The 14457-nt window shown below is 52.7% G+C and carries 16 protein-coding genes; 9 read left to right on the top strand and 7 right to left on the bottom strand.

The window, feature by feature from the left end; all coding sequences use genetic code 11:
* The first annotated feature begins 215 nt into the window (after window positions 1–215).
* Window positions 216–1679: a helicase HerA-like domain-containing protein gene (locus tag E5201_RS01900; RefSeq protein ID WP_140984302.1), complete on the top strand. Its 1464-nt coding sequence runs from the start codon at window positions 216–218 to the stop codon at window positions 1677–1679.
* Window positions 1680–1691: 12 nt separating this feature from the next.
* Complete coding sequence (locus E5201_RS01895; protein ID WP_140984301.1) at window positions 1692–2102, top strand: MAPEG family protein; 411 nt, start codon at window positions 1692–1694, stop codon at window positions 2100–2102.
* Between the two features lie 2 nt (window positions 2103–2104).
* Here the strand turns inward: E5201_RS01895 and E5201_RS01890 are convergent, their stop codons facing one another.
* Window positions 2105–3280 (bottom strand): MltA domain-containing protein, encoded by a 1176-nt coding sequence (locus E5201_RS01890; protein ID WP_140984300.1) that lies wholly within the window; start codon window positions 3278–3280, stop codon window positions 2105–2107.
* Entirely contained in the window at window positions 3277–3903 is a 627-nt protein-coding gene (locus E5201_RS01885) for a Tim44/TimA family putative adaptor protein (protein WP_140984299.1), read from the bottom strand. The genes E5201_RS01890 and E5201_RS01885 overlap by 4 nt, the downstream gene beginning before the upstream one ends.
* 183 nt (window positions 3904–4086) lie before the next feature.
* Between E5201_RS01885 and secB the strand changes: the two genes are divergently transcribed.
* Window positions 4087–4596, top strand: coding sequence for a protein-export chaperone SecB (secB, locus tag E5201_RS01880; protein ID WP_140984298.1), 510 nt, complete (start codon window positions 4087–4089; stop codon window positions 4594–4596).
* A 36-nt stretch (window positions 4597–4632) separates the two neighbouring features.
* Here secB and dnaQ read toward each other — a convergent pair whose 3' ends face one another.
* From dnaQ to E5201_RS01855, 5 genes are read right to left on the bottom strand one after another with little or no spacing between them, the layout of a single operon-like run.
* Window positions 4633–5334: a DNA polymerase III subunit epsilon gene (gene dnaQ / locus E5201_RS01875; protein ID WP_140984297.1), complete on the bottom strand. Its 702-nt coding sequence runs from the start codon at window positions 5332–5334 to the stop codon at window positions 4633–4635.
* Between the two features lie 35 nt (window positions 5335–5369).
* On the bottom strand, window positions 5370–5960 hold the full coding sequence (gene coaE, locus E5201_RS01870) for a dephospho-CoA kinase (RefSeq protein WP_140984296.1): 591 nt from the start codon (window positions 5958–5960) through the stop codon (window positions 5370–5372).
* Entirely contained in the window at window positions 5957–6808 is an 852-nt protein-coding gene (locus E5201_RS01865; RefSeq protein ID WP_140984295.1) for a shikimate dehydrogenase family protein, read from the bottom strand. The genes coaE and E5201_RS01865 overlap by 4 nt, the downstream gene beginning before the upstream one ends.
* Complete coding sequence (locus E5201_RS01860; RefSeq protein ID WP_140984294.1) at window positions 6805–7401, bottom strand: Maf family protein; 597 nt, start codon at window positions 7399–7401, stop codon at window positions 6805–6807. The genes E5201_RS01865 and E5201_RS01860 overlap by 4 nt, the downstream gene beginning before the upstream one ends.
* 29 nt (window positions 7402–7430) lie before the next feature.
* A complete protein-coding gene (locus tag E5201_RS01855; protein ID WP_140984293.1) occupies window positions 7431–8282 on the bottom strand; it encodes a pyruvate, water dikinase regulatory protein in 852 nt (283 codons plus the stop codon).
* A gap of 453 nt (window positions 8283–8735) precedes the next feature.
* Between E5201_RS01855 and hemE the strand changes: the two genes are divergently transcribed.
* The 6 genes from hemE to mnmE all read left to right on the top strand — a co-directional run bounded on the left by hemE (window position 8736) and on the right by mnmE (window position 14404).
* The gene (gene hemE / locus E5201_RS01850; protein ID WP_140984292.1) at window positions 8736–9761 is read left to right on the top strand and encodes a uroporphyrinogen decarboxylase; all 1026 of its coding nucleotides are present in this window, start codon (window positions 8736–8738) and stop codon (window positions 9759–9761) included.
* A 1-nt stretch (window position 9762) separates the two neighbouring features.
* Entirely contained in the window at window positions 9763–10719 is a 957-nt protein-coding gene (gene hemH / locus E5201_RS01845) for a ferrochelatase (protein WP_140984291.1), read from the top strand.
* Between the two features lie 2 nt (window positions 10720–10721).
* Window positions 10722–11177: a CopD family protein gene (locus E5201_RS01840; RefSeq protein ID WP_140984290.1), complete on the top strand. Its 456-nt coding sequence runs from the start codon at window positions 10722–10724 to the stop codon at window positions 11175–11177.
* 232 nt (window positions 11178–11409) lie between these two features.
* Window positions 11410–12756, top strand: a complete 1347-nt coding sequence (gene rho, locus E5201_RS01835) for a transcription termination factor Rho (protein ID WP_140984289.1) — start codon at window positions 11410–11412, stop codon at window positions 12754–12756.
* A 47-nt stretch (window positions 12757–12803) separates the two neighbouring features.
* Complete coding sequence (locus tag E5201_RS01830; protein WP_140984288.1) at window positions 12804–13055, top strand: DUF6489 family protein; 252 nt, start codon at window positions 12804–12806, stop codon at window positions 13053–13055.
* Between the two features lie 20 nt (window positions 13056–13075).
* A complete protein-coding gene (gene mnmE, locus E5201_RS01825; RefSeq protein WP_181404505.1) occupies window positions 13076–14404 on the top strand; it encodes a tRNA uridine-5-carboxymethylaminomethyl(34) synthesis GTPase MnmE in 1329 nt (442 codons plus the stop codon).
* Window positions 14405–14457 lie beyond the last annotated feature (53 nt).

Raw genomic sequence — 14457 nt, 5'->3', positions numbered from 1 at the left:
AAGGCCGCTGAGAGAGACAGCGCCTCTGACGTACAGAATATCACAAGAGCTGAATTTCTCTACTGTTCGCGTATCACAGTTGTGTGAGTCCTTCGTGTGCGAAAAGGCCGTTACAAAGGCTAAAAAATACCGCTATCTAAGGCTTCACACCTCCCATAAGCCGTTTTATGAGTGGCTTATCGAACGGGTCATGATTTTCAGCGAGGCGCACAAGCATGAGTAATGGTATTCTGGTCGGTTTTTCCGATGCACCGCAGTCTCTTTTGCTCAATCGCGCCAACCGTCACGGGATTGTCGCCGGTGCCACAGGCACAGGGAAAACCATCACCCTGCAAATTCTGGCGCAGGCTTTTTCTGATGCTGGTGTGCCGGTGTTTGCCGCAGACATCAAAGGCGATCTGTCGGGCATTGCCGCCGAAGGAACGCCTAATGAAAAGCTGATCGCCCGTGCGGAATCTATGGGTATAGACCTCAAAGGCTCTGCTGCCCCAACCGTGTTCTGGGATATTTTCGGCCAGAAGGGCCACCCGATCCGCACGACCATCTCAGAGATGGGGCCACTTTTGCTGGCGCGCCTGTTTCAGCTCAATGAGGTGCAGGAAGGCGTCCTGAACATCGTATTTCACGTGGCCGACAAGGAAGGTCTGTTACTGCTTGATCTGAAAGACCTCAGATCAATGCTGACCTATGTGGCCGATAATGCCAAAACCATCAGCCAGACCTATGGTCAGGTGTCTGCGGCATCGATCGGGGCCATACAGCGTCAGATTCTGACCCTTGAGGCCCAGGGCGGCGACAGCTTCTTTGGTGAACCGGCACTCAATCTCATTGACCTGATGCGCACCGATATTGCCGGTAAGGGCTATGTCAATATTCTCGCTGCCGATAAGCTGATTGGTAGCCCGCGTCTGTATTCGACCTTCCTTTTGTGGCTTCTATCGGAACTGTTTGAGCAGCTGCCCGAAGTCGGTGATCCGGAAAAGCCACGTCTGGTCTTCTTCTTTGACGAAGCGCATCTGCTTTTCAACGAAGCACCCAAGGCCTTACTGGAAAAGATCGAACAGGTTGTCCGTCTGATCCGCTCCAAGGGCGTGGGGATTTATTTTGTTACCCAGAATCCTGCCGATGTGCCGGATTCGGTATTGGCCCAGTTGGGCAACCGCGTCCAGCATGCCCTGCGCGCCTATACGCCTACTGAACAAAAGGGCCTGAAAGCCGCTGCCAATTCCTTCCGGCCCAATCCGGCCTTTGAAACGGCCACAGCTATTCAGGGGCTTGGGGTCGGTGAAGCGCTCGTGTCGCTTCTGGATGAAAAAGCTGCGCCCTCCATGACAGCTCAGGCGAAAATCCGTCCCCCGGCATCACGCATGGGGCCACTCACTGACACAGAACGTGCTGCTGTTATCCAGAAATCACCGGTTTCGGGCATGTATGATCAGGTGCGTGATCGGGAATCCGCCTTTGAAATCCTCAGCGCCCGCGCCAAAGCCGCGACTGAAGCTGAGGCAGAGGTTAAAATCACCAAAACCGTAAAGGTCGAAAAGGAAGTGGTGCGCAAACCCACAGCTACAGAAAAAGCGGTCACGTCAGTGGCCGTGTCGGTGGTGCGCACGGTTGGGGTGACACTCGGGCGGGAACTGGTACGTGGCCTGTTGGGTTCCATGAAGAAAAAGCGCTAAACGGACAAAGCCATGATCGAACCAGTTCTTGGGCTTATTGTCTGGTCATTGGTGGTGCTGGTCTGGCTTTATGCCCGGCGCATTCCAGCGATCATAAAACTGCGCCTTAATCCGCAATTGCTGGCGGATAAGCGTAATTTCCGCAAGCTGCCCGCCTCGGCGCAGAATGTCGCAGAAAACTACAATCACCTGATGGAACAGCCGACGCTGTTTTACGCTCTGTGTCTGGCCATACACCTCAGCGGTTATGCTGACCGGCTGTTTCTGGTGCTCGGCTGGATCTATGTCGGACTGCGGGTGGCGCATACGCTCATACAGGCGTTTGGCAACAAGATTGTCCTGCGCTCTTTCATCTTTGCCTCAAGCTCAGGCATACTGATCTATATGACCGCGCGCACAGTCAGGCTGGTATTTGATTTTTAATTTTAGCGGGCCGGTACAATGCGCCACTTGCGTAAGCTGTGTTTCACCCGACCGGCCTCAAGACCCGCCCGATCACCAATACCCATATAGAGATCGGCCCTGACTTTACCCTTAATCGCGCCACCTGTATCCAGCGCCGAAACCATGCGCTGATAGGTCGGGAAGGCGTTCTTCAGTGCACCAGCATCGGCATCAATCCAGTACAGGTCGCCATAGGCATGATGTGCCGGGTCAACCGCTATGGCTGAACCCGCCGGTAAGGGTACAGCCGCCGCCCCCAAAGGCTCCATACGCGTCGTATCAATCGTGAAAAACGCATAACGCGGATTCTGGTTCATCATTTCCTGAGCGACCGCGCCACGATTGGCTGCCAGCCACTTACGGATATTTTCGCCGGAAGACTGATCTGCCGCCAATATGCCCCGGTCCGTCATCACACGCGCAATGCCGACAAAGGGCAGTCCGTTGTTGGCCGCATAGGCCGCCAGAACACGCTTGCCATCCGGCAGGGTCAGAAATCCCGACCCCTGAATCTGCATAAAGAAATAATCTTCCGGCCGCATATAAAGCGTCGCACCCGTAGCTGGCTGCGCTTCGATCTCAGCGCGCCCATAATAGGGCACGTAACGCCCATTTTCACGCCGCGCAGCCACCAGAACGCCAGAGGTTTGCGGCGGGCTCATTCTCGCGCCATCGACCATTTCAAGATCAGCAGGCCGAGGCCTTACGGGTTGCGAAAATTCGTCGTTCGGCACACTGACTGCCGGATATTCAGGGACAAAATAGGCCGTCAACAGACCTTCGCCCTCAATCCGTTCAATTCTGAACCGTGCGAGAAGCCAGTTTTTAATTTCCTCTGGTGATTCAAAATGGCTTGTCGCCAGTTCGGCACATATCGCTGCATACTGACGGCCACTGCGATAGGCGCAGGTGCCACGCACAGCCTCAAGCGCAATAAAGGCATCACTTGTCTCCCAACCGGGCAAGGTTGATAGCCTTTGGTGCGCAGGGATATAGGGCAGGGGATCAGTTGGCGTTGTCGGTGGCGTCACCGGTACAGTGACCGGAGGTGTAACCGGCGGAGTTACAGGAGGTTTCGGCGTCTGGACGCAGGCCGTTAGCCATAGGGCCGTGCCCGTTAAGGCTACGGTTTTAAGCCAGAAACCTGCTGACCTCACGCTTTGGCCGCCTCTACCTTAATGAGCATCCACGGATGGTTTGGTGTTTTCAGGGTTTTCTGGAACGTCCAGTATTCCGCTGTGCGGCGATGAACGCTGCTGACCGCGTCGGGTTTGCCGACCTCATCAGAAGGTGTACGGGTTTCATAGACCAGTTCCGACAGGAAGCGCACACGTACCTGCGCCAGATCATCCTTGAAATCGATGGTGTCGATGTCAGCCTTGGGCGTATCAACAAATTTCACGACCTGCTTTTTGGCGTCGTCACTGCGGGCGGCGGCGGCGTCAGAGAAAACCTTATAGACGGTATCCGACAGACGTTCCTTAACACTGTTCACTTCACCGCGGTTAAAGGCCAGAACGATCTGTTCGTAAACTTCGCGTGCCTTTTCAAGAAAATTGATTTCATTGAAATTGGCGTCACGGGTTTTCAATACTTCCAGATTGGGGATGCGCACGGTTTCAGGTGCCCGTTCAATACGCACAGCGCCTTCATTTTCCTCTGGCTTTTTCGCACCGGCCTTATCTTCGGCCTTCAGCCCAACGCGCTTGCCCAGCACATTATAAAGCTGAAACAGTACCACAACAGTAATAACCGCAAGGATGACCAGATCCCATGACATCGTATAAAAAGCCCTCGGACGGGTGATAAGACAATTGGTTTCCTATCCTATATAGGCGAAGTTTACAGAAGTGGAACCGTTCGTTTGATTGCCATTACATTTTATGCGTGATAGGGGCCTTTTTGAACAGGCGGAATTAAAGGCGTGCGCCACCGCCCTGAATATAATGGAGCACATAGGCTTATGACCGATAACGCAACACCCGGCGACGGGCAAACGGTTCTGGAAACCTCAGGTACAACGACTCTGCCGCCTAATATGCAGGTGGTTGCCCAGTTTATCCGCGACTTTTCCTTTGAAAATCCACGCGCGCCGGAGTCGCTGCGTATGGAGGTTCGTCCGGAAATCGATATGGGCGTTGAAATGAACGCCAAAGGTCGTCCGGATGGTCTGTTCGAAGTTGACCTGAAGCTCACCGTTAAGGCCAGCAATCCAGATGGCGCCGTATTTGCCATTGAACTGGTCTATGGTGGCCTGTTCCAGCTGGCGAATGTGCCCCAACAGATGATTGAACCCACCCTGCTGGTGGAATGCCCGCGCTATCTGTTCCCGTTTGCCCGTCGCATTATTGCTGACGTGACGTCAGATGGCGGCTTCTTCCCGCCGTTCTTTGTTGAGCCGATTGATTTCGGGACGCTGTATCTTCAGCAAAAAGACAATCTGGCCGCCCAGCAAACTCAGGGTCAGGCTTAAGGGTCTCAAAAGGGCGGGTTCATTACCTGCCCTTTTTTATTGCGTCTGATAACCCCAAAGGTTTTTATCTTTCAGAAACTTGAGGCAAAAGGCCTGATGCGCTTCAGCTTCTTCGGGATGAATAAATGAGGGCAGGGGATTGGGCCGCACCCCATAGTCGACGGCTTCGAGCGGTTGTCCACTCGCACCGACGCTTCCGGCCATCGCCAGATCAAGCCCGCGCTCCTTACCGCCATGCAGCTCAAGATAGACGCCGGCCAATAGACGGGCATCGAGCAAGGCCCCGTGTTTGTCACGCTCAGCCAGCGAAATATTAAACCGCTTACACAGGGCATCAAGCGAATTGGCCATACCCGGAAAGCGGTGACGGGCCATTTCCAGCGTATCAATCCATTGTTCGGTGACAAGCGGCCCACGATTTTGCCGCTCAAGTTCCATATTCACGAAGCCACGGTCAAAGGCCGCGTTGTGCGCGATGATTTTAGAGTCCCCGATGAACTCAAGCATCTGATCGACTATTTCGGCAAATTTCGGCTTATCGGCGACCATTTGATCGGTAATGCCATGCACACGGATCGCGTCCGGTTCAATCAGGCGTTCCGGATTGACATAGCGGTGGAAGGTCCGGCCCGTCGGAAGCAGGTCTTCGATCTCAAGGCAGCCGATTTCGATCAGGCGGTGCCCTTTTTTGGGGTCAATGCCGGTGGTTTCCGTATCAAGGACGATTTCTCTGGCCATAGTTGTTTGTGAATCTCTTTTTGCCGCTTGTCCAGCTATTCACCAATTAGCCGGTTGATAAGCGCCCTGACCTCGGCGCGTGTTGCCTCAATATCCTGACCCGTATTGATGACAAAATCTGCACGCTGACGTTTTTCAGTATCCGGCGTCTGGCGACTGAGGATTTGCGCGAATTTCTCAGATGTCATGCCCGGACGTGCCAAAACACGTTGAGCTTGCACCTCAGGGGGAGCGCTCACGACCACGACCTTGTCAAACTGCGCCTCTGCGCCCGTTTCGAACAGAAGCGGTATGTCCGAGACAATAAGCCTGGTACCCGCTTCACGGTTCGTCTTCACAAACCGGTCTCGTTCTGCGGCCACATAGGGATGGACAATCGCGTCAAGAAGCGAAAAACCTTTGGTATCTGCCTGCAAACGCGAAGACAATTTGGCCCTGTCGACAACCTCATTGGTCAAAACATCGCCAAAGGCTTCGGTCAGGGCTAATTTCAGCGGTTTAGACTGCGTATAGAGCTGGTGAACCACCTGATCAGCATCAGATACCGGAATACTTTCATCCCTGAACATCTGGGCGACGGTCGATTTGCCCATACCTATGGAACCGGTCAGGCCTATATGGATCATGCTTCACCGAGGAAATTGAGCGCCAGTCGCCTGACGTCCTGAGCCTCATCGGGGGCAACACCATAAAAGGCTTCAAATGACGGACGCGCCTGTTCGATCAGCATACCCAGACCATCGACAATACCCAGACCGGCATTTTCAGCGGCCTGTAACCACGCCGTTTTCAGGGGGCGATAGGTCATGTCCATGACGCACGCCGACTGATCAAGGCCTGTAAGGGGGGGTAAGGGGCCGCCGGATGCGGCATTGATAACCGCAACCGATCCCGCAAAGGCTTTTTCTACATCCGTAAGACCGTAGGCCGTAACCTTATCTTTGAAGGCAAAGACCAGTTCTTCGGCACGGGCAACGGTGCGGTTGACGATGCGCACGTCATTGCAGCCGAGACGCAGAAGCGAGGCCACCACTGCCCGTGATGCTCCACCGGCTCCGAGCAGTGTTACCGCCCCTGACGTAAGGTCACATGCCGGTGCCTGCAGGGCAAATGCCCTGATCAGACCATGGCCATCGGTTGAATCGGCATGGATATGGCCCTCATCATCGAAGGTCAGGAGATTGGCCGAGCCTGAATTATGGGCGATATCGCTGTAACTGTCGGCCAATTTTAGCGCGATTTCCTTAAACGGCGCGGTTACATTCAGACCACGCACGCCATTAGTGCGGCAAGACAGGATCAGTCGCTCAAAACCGTGCTCATCCTTAGGGCCAAACGGGACATAGACCGCATTCAAACCCAGATGTCTGATCCAGGCCGTATGCAGAAACGGCGACAGGGAATGATGAATCGGCTGGCCAACAACACCGGCAACCATAGCGGCACCCGTGGGAAAATTAAGCGGGTTACTCATGCCGGTATTACCTCATAATGACGGAGTTGAGCCAGAAGTGGCAGAAGTGGCAGGCCCAGAACGGTAAAGTAGTCGCCCTTGATGCTGTCAAACAGATGCACGCCGTGCGCCTCGAGCATATAGCAGCCAACACTGGCCAGAATCTCATCACCAGCTTGTGAGATATAGTGGTCGATGAATGTCTCACTTAAACGCCGCACGGACATATCTGCCGTATCGACATGCGACCACAATATCTCACCTTTTTGCGCCATAGCGACGGCTGAATGCAAATGGTGTGTCTTACCCGAAAAACGGCGCAGCAGATCAGCAGCATCCGCAAGGGTTTTTTGTTTGCTGATCAGATCACGTTCCAGTTCCAGAACCGAATCCGCACCAATTACCAGTCCGTCTGACTGTAAGGAAATGTGCCGTGCCTTTTCCTCAGCCAGCTTCATGGCCACGGCCTTGGGCGAAAAGCCACGACCGAGACAGTCATCCTTGATGGCGTCTTCGTCTATGTCGGCGGGTTTTTTTACAAAGCTCAGACCACATCCGGTCAGCAGGGACGCGCGGATTTTGGAACCGGAGGCCAGTATCAGGGGTGATGTCATATAGGCGTACTCTTGTCATACAGGGCGTATCAGATACCGCCAAGGCGGCCTGTGCGCTTTTCGTTCAGCAAACTTATGATCGCTGCCGAAGTTTCTTCGATGGAACGGCGGGTCACGTCAATAACCGGCCAGCCTTTACGTTCAAACAAACGACGCGCGGCGATGATTTCTTCGCGGACAGCCTCTGAATCCGTATAGGTCGTTGGCCGATCGTCATTATAGGTCAGAAGACGGGCCTTACGTATCTGAATCAGGCGATCAGGTGAGGCGATCAGCCCGACCACCAGCGGTTCAGTCAGTTCATCCAGCGTATCGGGCAGGGACTGACCCGGCACCAATGGAATATTGGCGGCCTTATAGCCGCGATGGGCCAGATAGATACAGGTCGGGGTTTTCGATGTCCGGCTAACGCCGATCAGAATGATTTCCGCCTGCCGTAACTTATCGGCTGCCGCGCCATCATCGTGGGCAATGGCATAGTTCAGCGCTTCGATACGCTCAAAATATTCATTGTCCAGATTGTGTTGAGCGCCGATACGCTTGGACATGGCGGCCCCCAGATAGCGGGAAAAGGCCACAACCAATGGATCAAGCACGCCAATGGTTGGAATATCCAGCTCACGACAGCGGGTTTCGAGCGTTGTCCGCAAATCCATATCAACCATGGTATGCAGCACAATGCCCGGAAAACTCTCTATTTCCTGCAAGGCGCGTTCGAGCTGCTTTTCCGACCGGATCAGCACATAGATATGCTCTATCGGGAAAATATCCTCAAACCGCGCGGCGGCGGCCTTGGCCAGCGCGTTCAGGGTCTCGCCCGTGGAATCTGAAACCAGATGTACGTGGAAATAGGTACCGATGCGGGGAGGGGATGCGGCCATTTAAATAAATCTGTGTACAGCTATTGGGGATAAGGGCGGGATAGTTGCGTACAATATGCGCACAATCATCAGGCAATTCGCGGTAGTGTGCAAGGCCTGAGGATGAGCGTTAATAAGCCCTCGGATTACCCCATCGTTTTCCCCATGGTCGTAAAATCGGGATAATCCGGTCTGACATTCTGTGGGTATGTTAAGAAAACATTAACCATAAAAATTTACGCAAATTTAACTTTAAATTTTTGTTAAGGATTCCTAACGATTAGTTAATTATCCAAACATTTCACAGCCTTTGGAAAATTAAGATTCTGTTAAGATATGGCTGTGAAAAACCAGATATAAGTCTTACGGCTGCGACGATTTTCCGCACTCTTAAGCCCTCTACTACCTCTTCAATCTATTTATATTTCTATTATTAGATTGAGGTCATTCAGCCTTAAGCCTATGAGTTGACCTATGTCGGAACCTATGCCACCTCTGTTATCCGTTCTTTCAGGTCAAACACTGAAAACGCCCCCTGTCTGGTTTATGCGTCAAGCGGGACGCCATCTTCCGGAATATCGCGAACTCAGGGCGACAACACCTGATTTTCTTAGCTTTTGTCTCAACCCTGAAAAAGCCGCTGAAGCGACCCTGCAACCCGTAAGACGCTATGGCATGGACGGGGCTATTCTGTTTTCAGACATTCTCGTCATCCCTATGGCCCTTGGTCAGGATGTACGGTTTGAAGCGGGTGAGGGCCCCATATTGGGTGACTTACCGCCTATGGCGCTTATGGCCGATAAGGCAGGCTCGGCGGGGGCGTATCTGGCTAAAGTCGGTGAAACCCTGAAGATACTGCGTTCGGAATTGCCTAAGGAAACGACACTGATCGGTTTCTGTGGCGGGCCCTGGACTGTCATGACCTATATGCTGAATGGCCGCAAAGCTCATGACCGGTCGCTGATCCGCAGTTTTGTTTATGAGCAACCCGAACTTGTGTCGCAGCTTTTAGATGTCGTTATCGAGGCCTCAGCACAATATCTTCTGATGCAGGCGCAGTCAGGGGCACAGGTTTTGAAGATCTTCGAAAGCTGGGCTGAGGGTTTTCCTGATCCCTTGTTCGCCCAACTGGTTATTGAACCGCATAAGCGTTTGATTGCCCGTGTGCGCGAACTGGGTGTGAATTTGCCAGTCATCGGTTTTCCGCGTGGGGCTGAGGCGTGTTCGCTTCAGTATGCACAAGCTGTCGATATTCAGGCTCAGGCGCTCGGGACGGCAACACCGCTTGAGCTTGGCCAGGCATTGCAGAAAATCAGACCCATTCAGGGGGCGCTTGATCCGGTCGTCTTACGTTCGGGTGGTAAGGCGCTTGATGCCGCTATTGATCGTCTGCTTGAGGCGTGGGGGCAGGGGCCTTATATATTCAATCTCGGTCATGGCATCTTTCCGGATACGCCGATTGCTCACGTCGAACAGACCCTTAAACGCATAAGAGGTTAAGGTGAAAAAAGTTGCGGTCGTTCTGTTTAATCTGGGCGGGCCTCTGACTCAGGCTGATGTCAGGCCATTTCTGTATAATCTGTTCAGCGATCCTTTCATTATTGGCTTGCCGGCCGGCTTTCGACAGGCGGTGGCCTGGCTGATTTCAACACGACGCGAAAAGTCAGCTCAGGCTAACTATGCCCTGATGGGTGGCGGATCGCCGATTGTCGCGCTGACGCAGGATCAGGCTAATGCGCTTGAGGTTGAACTGAACGCAACGGGTCAGGCCGAATTCAAGACCTTTATCGGTATGCGTTACTGGCATCCGTTTATCTCGGAAGCGATTAGTGATCTTGAGGCGTGGGGGGCGGATGAAATTATCGCTCTGCCGCTTTATCCGCAGTTCTCAACGACGACGACTGAAACGGCCTTTGTCGACTTTAAAAAGCACTACAAAGGCAAGGCCCCTGTCAGATATATTAAAGACTATCCGGTAAGCCCTAAGTTCATTGCGGCCCATATTAATCTTATCCGTAAAGGTCTTGAGGGACTTGATGTCTCACAACACCGATTGTTGTTTTCGGCGCATGGCTTACCCGAAAAGATCATTCTGGCCGGTGATCCCTATCAGCAGCAGGTTGAGCAGACCGTGGCGGCGATTATAGCTGATCTTGGGATGCCTATCGATCACCTGATCTGTTATCAAAGCCGTGTCGGGCCGCTGAAATGGATAGGGCCTTCTACAGACGAAACCATAATAGAGACCGTTACGGCGGGCAAAATTCCGGTCGTGGTGCCGATTGCCTTTGTTTCCGAACATATTGAAACCCTTGTAGAACTTGATATCGAGTATCGCGAACTGGCCGAAGAGGCGGGGGCCAGAGCCTATCACCGCATTCCGGCTCTGGGGACAGACAAAGGGTTTATCACTGCGCTGGCGGATGAAGTTCTGAGCCAAATCGGTAAGGGGGTATAGAGATGAACCTGTATGATCTGTTTCGGGGTCTGCACATTCTGGCGATCATTGCGTGGATGGCCGGTTTGCTCTATCTGCCGCGGCTTTTTATCTACCACATAAAACACAGTGACCAACCGGTCGTTACGGACGTCTTTAAGGTGATGGAGCGCAACCTTTTGCGCCTGATTATGAATCCGGCCATGATAGCCGCATGGGTCTTTGGTGTGGCGCTCATCTGGGTCAATGTCACTCAGCGTACCGGATGGGGCATTTTTCATCAGCCGTGGTTTATTGTGAAGCTTATTGGGGTGGTGGCCATTACCGGCTGGCATCATGTGCTGGCGGCGCGATTCAAGAAATTGCAACGTGGCGAATTCATTGGCACTGAAAAATTCTGGCGTATCGCTAATGAAATCCCGTTTGTTCTGGCGATTATTATGGTCATGGCCGTGACGCTCGAATTTTTTAACCGCTGAATTTTGTTTGCTAACCCGCGTTTTCAGTTGTATCTGGAGAAAGAATGCCGCGTTCCGGATTTTTAATATCTGGGTTTAAGTCGCGGTCACATGGCCCCGTGGTTCTCACGGTCTAAAGGCCCCATCCGATATAATTTAAACGATTCCTTCTTAAGGAATTGAAAATAGATAGGTTTTTCGTCGCAACGAATCCGTTTTTGCGTCTGATGGACCCTGTTTGAGAGAGTAAGCCATGTCTGACGAGACACAAGACGAAGCCGAATTCGAGTTGCCGGTTGAAGAAACCACAGACGAGGATTCTGAAAACGCTAATGCCGAGAAAATGTCACTTCAGGAACTGAAGGACAAATCGCCTGCGGACCTGCTGGCCTTTGCCGAACAAATCGGGGTAGAAAACGCGGCCTCCCTGCGGATGCAGGATCTGATGTTTGCGACCCTGAAGGTTCTGGCCGAAGAAGGGGTAGAGATCACCGGTTCCGGCGTTATAGAAGTGCTTCAGGATGGGTTTGGCTTCCTGCGCTCGCCCGAAGCCAATTATCTGCCGGGTTCGGATGATATCTATGTCAGCCCGCAGCAAATCCGACGTCATGCCCTGCGTACTGGCGATACGGTCGAAGGTCCGATCCGTTCGCCGCGTGAGGGTGAGCGCTATTTTGCCCTGTCTAAAATCCAGACGATTAATTTCGAAGACCCTGAGGCGATCCGCCATAAGGTGCATTTCGATAACCTGACGCCGCTCTATCCGGATGAGCGTCTGCATATGGAAATTGACGATCCGACCCTTAAGGATCGTTCGGGCCGGATCATCGATATTGTTGCGCCTCTGGGTAAGGGCCAGCGTTGTCTGATCGTGGCGCCGCCACGTGTGGGTAAGACGGTGATGTTGCAAAATATCGCCAAGTCCATCGCCGCTAACCATCCTGAATGTTACCTGATGGTGCTGCTGATCGACGAACGCCCCGAAGAAGTGACGGACATGCAACGTACCGTGCGCGGTGAAGTTATCTCCTCGACCTTTGACGAACCGGCGACGCGTCACGTTCAGGTGGCGGAAATGGTCATCGAGAAGGCTAAGCGTCTGGTTGAGCACAAACGCGATGTGGTCATCCTGCTCGACTCGATCACGCGTCTTGGACGTGCCTATAATACGGTTGTGCCATCATCGGGTAAGGTACTGACTGGTGGTGTTGACGCCAATGCCTTGCAACGCCCTAAACGTTTCTTTGGTGCGGCGCGTAACATAGAAGAAGGTGGCTCTCTGACGATCATTGCCACGGCCCTGATAGATACCGGCTCCAAGATGGACGAAGTTATCTTCGAAGAATTCAAGGGTACAGGTAACTCCGAAATCGTGCTGGACCGTAAGGTTGCAGACAAGCGCGTCTTCCCAGCCATGGATATCCTTAAATCCGGTACGCGTAAGGAAGACCTGCTGGTTGACCGTTCCGACCTGCAAAAGACCTATGTCTTGCGCCGTATCCTAAATCCGATGGGAGCACAGGATGCGATTGAGTTCCTGATCGATAAGCTTCGGCAGACTAAAAACAATGGCGAATTCTTCCAAAGCATGAATACATAAGAAGGGGGGTCGGTTTAACCGGCCCCGTTTTTTTACAGGATCAGGTCATGAAGGTTACGATTGATATTGAATGCACGCCGTTGGAAGCCCGCACCTTTTTGGGCTTACCAAATGTCGAGACCCTGAATGACTTTATGGTTGATCAAATGAAGCAACGGGTTGAACAAAATATTAACCAGATGCAGCCTGAAGAAATTCTCAAGACCTGGTCGAGCTTTGGTGTTCAGGCGCAGGATCAGTTTATGAAACTGATGCAATCGGCGGCAACCGCTGGTATGGGTGGCTTTAAAGCGCCTTAAATTCAGGAACAGTGTTTCACGTGAAACAGACTATATTTGCTTTGGCATCAGCGCAGGGCCGTGCTGGTGTGGCGGTTATTCGGGTATCGGGTTCGCAATCTGCCGAGGTTGTAAGACTTTTGTTGGGTCGTTTGCCGAAGCCACGGTTTGCCAGCTTTGGTCAGCTTAAGGCGGGCTCAAAACTGATCGACGAAGCCCTGACACTTTTTTTTAAAGGTCCGCAAAGCTTCACGGGTGAAGACTGTGCTGAGTTTCACGTGCATGGTTCTTTGGCCGTATTGGATAAGCTTTACGCCGTGTTACGTGATCTTGGACTAAGGCACGCGGAGGCGGGGGAGTTTTCACGTAGGGCGTTTGAAAACGGAAAGCTTGACCTGACTCAGGCTGAAGCCATTTCCGATCTTGTTGAAGCTGAGTCTGAAGCGCAGCGTCAGCAGGCTTTGACCCAACTGGGCGGTGGTTTCAAAGCGCGGTATACTGACTGGCGCGCGCGCCTGATTGTTATACTGGCGCATATAGAAGCGTTGGTGGACTTTCCAGATGAAGATATCCCTCAAAGCCTAAGCGATCGAATTACCGCCGATATCGCTCAGCTAAAAAGTGAAATTGCGGATGGCCTTCAGGACTCCCAGAGGGGCCGTCAAATTCGCGAAGGCTATCGTATTGCCATTATGGGTAAGCCTAACGCTGGGAAATCGAGCCTGTTCAATGCCCTGCTGCAAACTGATGCCGCCATTGTCACGCCTATTGCCGGTACAACGCGTGATGTGATTGAATCACCTATCAGGCTCGGTGCCTATACGGCCTTGATTTACGACACGGCGGGATTGCGCGAGACTTCCGATCTTGTGGAATCCGAAGGTATACGCCGCGCGCGCTTAAGGGGAGAAACGGCGGATCTGCGTCTTTGGGTAATCGATAGTTCCGAGCCATTCGAAGCGGACCTTTATGACGTTATCAAAGGGGATTATCTGATTGCCAATAAGGCCGATAAGGATGGTGAAGACTCTGCTCTGGATATATTTGCCAAAGCCAAAGGTCTTGAGCATTATCACACCGATCTAATGCAAGGCACAGGCCTTGAAACACTTGTCTCCGCATTGCAGACTCATCTTGAGCGATCCTTGTCGCTCAACACTTTTCCGGCAGCGACGCGTGAGCGCCATGTTGAACGCTTGCGTGAAGTCGACGCGGCACTTACGCGCGCCCTTCAGATAGGGTTCGATACACCGGAACTAATGGCAGAAGATTTACGCCAGGCCGTTTCCGGTTTTGATGCTTTGTTCGGACGGACAGATGTTGAGCAGGTACTGGATCATATTTTCTCGAGCTTCTGTATTGGTAAATAGAGTGTTTCACGTGAAACACCGGCGCGGTAAAAAACGGGGAGATTAACCTTTCG

This window comes from Asticcacaulis tiandongensis (assembly GCF_006475605.1).
In the GTDB taxonomy this organism is placed as follows: domain Bacteria; phylum Pseudomonadota; class Alphaproteobacteria; order Caulobacterales; family Caulobacteraceae; genus Asticcacaulis; species Asticcacaulis tiandongensis.
This window is presented reverse-complemented; position numbering and strand designations above follow the sequence as displayed.

Bases quoted from the DNA above. Each gene is read 5' to 3' on its own strand.
- dnaQ (WP_140984297.1), bottom strand. From the start codon at position 5,334: ATGGCCAGAGAAATCGTCCTTGATACGGAAACCACCGGCATTGACCCC.
- E5201_RS01860 (WP_140984294.1), bottom strand. From the start codon at position 7,401: ATGACATCACCCCTGATACTGGCCTCCGGTTCCAAAATCCGCGCGTCC.
- E5201_RS01885 (WP_140984299.1), bottom strand. From the start codon at position 3,903: ATGTCATGGGATCTGGTCATCCTTGCGGTTATTACTGTTGTGGTACTG.
- hemE (WP_140984292.1), top strand. From the start codon at position 8,736: ATGTCGGAACCTATGCCACCTCTGTTATCCGTTCTTTCAGGTCAAACA.
- E5201_RS01840 (WP_140984290.1), top strand. From the start codon at position 10,722: ATGAACCTGTATGATCTGTTTCGGGGTCTGCACATTCTGGCGATCATT.
- rho (WP_140984289.1), top strand. From the start codon at position 11,410: ATGTCTGACGAGACACAAGACGAAGCCGAATTCGAGTTGCCGGTTGAA.
- E5201_RS01865 (WP_140984295.1), bottom strand. From the start codon at position 6,808: ATGAGTAACCCGCTTAATTTTCCCACGGGTGCCGCTATGGTTGCCGGT.
- coaE (WP_140984296.1), bottom strand. From the start codon at position 5,960: ATGATCCATATAGGCCTGACCGGTTCCATAGGTATGGGCAAATCGACC.
- E5201_RS01830 (WP_140984288.1), top strand. From the start codon at position 12,804: ATGAAGGTTACGATTGATATTGAATGCACGCCGTTGGAAGCCCGCACC.
- E5201_RS01900 (WP_140984302.1), top strand. From the start codon at position 216: ATGAGTAATGGTATTCTGGTCGGTTTTTCCGATGCACCGCAGTCTCTT.
- secB (WP_140984298.1), top strand. From the start codon at position 4,087: ATGACCGATAACGCAACACCCGGCGACGGGCAAACGGTTCTGGAAACC.
- E5201_RS01855 (WP_140984293.1), bottom strand. From the start codon at position 8,282: ATGGCCGCATCCCCTCCCCGCATCGGTACCTATTTCCACGTACATCTG.
- E5201_RS01895 (WP_140984301.1), top strand. From the start codon at position 1,692: ATGATCGAACCAGTTCTTGGGCTTATTGTCTGGTCATTGGTGGTGCTG.